The 2,885-nt window shown below is 34.9% G+C and carries 5 protein-coding genes; all 5 read right to left on the reverse strand.

All coding sequences use genetic code 11. The annotated features are described in order from the left end of the window. On the reverse strand, positions 1 to 322 hold a 322-nt coding region (locus tag VK071_02375; GenBank protein HLR34155.1), incomplete at its 3' end, for a GTP-binding protein. Positions 323 to 366: 44 nt separating this feature from the next. Beyond that, complete coding sequence (gene rpsG, locus VK071_02380) at positions 367 to 837, reverse strand: 30S ribosomal protein S7 (protein ID HLR34156.1); 471 nt, start codon at positions 835 to 837, stop codon at positions 367 to 369. 117 nt (positions 838 to 954) lie between these two features. Then, complete coding sequence (rpsL, locus tag VK071_02385; GenBank protein ID HLR34157.1) at positions 955 to 1,368, reverse strand: 30S ribosomal protein S12; 414 nt, start codon at positions 1,366 to 1,368, stop codon at positions 955 to 957. A 21-nt stretch (positions 1,369 to 1,389) separates the two neighbouring features. Then, a complete protein-coding gene (locus tag VK071_02390; protein ID HLR34158.1) occupies positions 1,390 to 1,632 on the reverse strand; it encodes a ribosomal L7Ae/L30e/S12e/Gadd45 family protein in 243 nt (80 codons plus the stop codon). 104 nt (positions 1,633 to 1,736) lie between these two features. Further along, on the reverse strand, positions 1,737 to 2,885 hold a 1,149-nt coding region (locus VK071_02395; protein ID HLR34159.1), incomplete at its 5' end, for a DNA-directed RNA polymerase subunit beta'.

The raw sequence follows: 2,885 nt of genomic DNA on the forward strand, positions 1-2,885 counted from the left end.
CGCAGAAAACAGCAATTGCACTGTCTAATACTCTAAGGGATCTTTCTACCTCCACAGTAAAGTCCACATGTCCAGGTGTATCTATAACATTAATTCTATGATCATCCCACATACATGTAGTTGCAGCAGATGTGATTGTAATACCTCTTTCTTGCTCTTGTTCCATCCAATCCATCTGAGATGCACCTTCATGAGTTTCACCTACTTTGTGTATCTTACCTGAGTAAAACAAGATTCTTTCTGTAGTTGTTGTCTTGCCTGCATCAATATGAGCCATTATGCCTATATTTCTAATGTTTTTAAGCGACATTTGCTTTGGCATAATTTCTCCTCCTTCTTTTTAAGCCTAATTTATATTTAAAAATACTACCATCTATAGTGAGCAAAAGCTTTATTTGCTTCCGCCATTTTGTGTACATCTTCTCTTCTTCTAACACTTGCACCTGTTCCATTAGAAGCATCTAAGATTTCTTTAGCTAGTCTTTCAATCATAGTTTTTTCTCCTCTGTTTCTAGAGAAAGTGACTAGCCATCTAAGTCCTAGAGTTTCTCTTCTTTCTGGTCTTACTTCCATAGGTACTTGATATGTTGCTCCACCTATTCTTCTAGCTTTGACTTCTAGAACAGGCATTATATTATTCATTGCTCTGTGAAAAACTTCTAATGGATCTTCTTTAGTAGTTTCACCAACATAATCTAAGGCACCATAAACAATTTTTTGAGCTAAGCCTTTTTTCCCATCAAGCATAACATTGTTTATTAATTTTGTTATCACTTTATCATCATATATCGGGTCTGGCATAACTTCCCTCTTTGGTACATGTCCTTTTCTTGGCACTTTACTTCCCTCCTTAACCATATATAGTATATTCATTGGTACTCGGTAGTTAGCTACCGTTTTGCGCCAAATGCATCTATATTAAACAGAATATTTTCTGCATTCATGGCTTAATTATTAATTTTTTGGTCTTTTTGCACCATATTTGGATCTAGCTTGCATTCTACCTTCTACTCCAGCAGTATCTAAGCTACCTCTTACAATATGATACCTAACACCTGGTAGGTCCTTTACTCTTCCACCTCTAACTAAAACAACACTGTGCTCCTGTAAATTATGTCCTATTCCTGGTATATAAGCATTCACTTCCACACCATTTGTTAGTCTTACTCTAGCAACCTTTCTCAAAGCAGAGTTTGGTTTCTTAGGGGTTACAGTTCTTACAGCAACACATACACCTCTTCTTTGCGGAGAGTTAACATTTGTTTCCCTTTTCTTTAAAGTATTATAATTTACTCCTAAAGCAGGGGTGTTTGATTTCTCAGTAATTTTCTTCCTACCTTTTCTAATTAATTGATTAATTGTTGGCATTTAATGCACCTCCTTGTGCTTTCATTTTAATAATACAGCTACTGCTGCATTAATATCAATTTTACAAACTTCTCCAAGCTTTTTCATATTTTCAACATATATAATCGGTATCTGCCCTTCATTACAAGATTTGATAATATTCCCGACAACTTTTTCTTCTGCATCTTCTGCTATATATACGGTTTTAGCTTTCCCTGTATCCAAGGCCCTCTTTACCTCTTTGGCACCTACTGACTTCTTATCTGTATTCAGATTTTCAGTCATAAACTTGCCTCCTTTTAAACATTTTAAAGATTATGTGGAAACTTCCACATAATCTTCATGTTATCCAGAGTTGTTCTAAGTTTACACACTTTACTATTCTAACATCAGATATTTTCTATGTCAACAGTATTCTCTCCTAAAAGCTCCAGATTTTCCTCTACAACCATATCCACATCTCTATATCGTTTCATTCCAGTACCAGCTGGTATCAATTTACCTATTATGATATTTTCTTTTAATCCTAATAGATGATCTTCTTTTCCTTTTATAGCAGACTCTGTTAATACTCTAGTAGTCTCTTGGAAAGAAGCTGCTGACAGGAATGAATCAGTAGCTAAGGATGCTTTAGTTATACCAAGTAAAGCTCTACTACCAATTGCTGGTTCTTGGTCTTCAGCCATAGCAACCTCATTTTTTTCTTCAAATTCGTATATATTAACTAAGCTACCTGGCAACATATCTGTATCTCCAGCATCTTCAATCTTTATTTTAGATAGCATTTGTCTAACTATTATTTCTATATGTTTATCATTTATATCTACACCTTGTAACCTATAAACCCTCTGAACTTCTTTTACAATATAGTTTTGAACTCCTTGTATTCCTCTAATTTTCAGGATATCATGAGGATTTACAGATCCCTCAGTTAACTCGTCTCCAGCCTCAATAATATCTCCAGATTTAACCTTCAATCTTGCCCCATACACTATATTGTAATTAACTTTTTCACCATCGGAACCAGTTACGATAATTTCTCGTTTGTTCTTTGTTTCATTGAAGCTAACTTCCCCTGCTATTTCAGAGATTACAGCTAAACCTTTTGGTTTTCTAGCTTCAAATAACTCTTCTACCCTAGGCAAACCTTGAGTAATATCTGCCGCTGCAGCTACACCACCTGTATGAAAAGTTCTCATAGTAAGCTGAGTTCCTGGCTCTCCTATGGATTGAGCTGCAATTATTCCAACTGATTCTCCTATTCCTACATGGTCTCCCGTTGCTAAATTCTTACCATAACACTTAGCGCATACACCAAATCTCGACTGACAGTTTAATACTGTCCTGATCTTAACCTCTTCTATTCCTACTTTTTCAATAAGTTCAGCTTCATCCGGTGTAATCATTTTATCTTTTTCAACTATTATCTCTTCTGTATTTGGATTTATTATGTCTTCTACTGCTATTCTACCATTTAATCTATCTTTCAAATCTTCTATTACTTCATTTCCATCTTTAAATGCTTTCACATTTAAATA

It is taken from the genome of Tissierellales bacterium, assembly GCA_035301805.1.
Classification (GTDB): domain Bacteria; phylum Bacillota; class Clostridia; order Tissierellales; family DATGTQ01; genus DATGTQ01.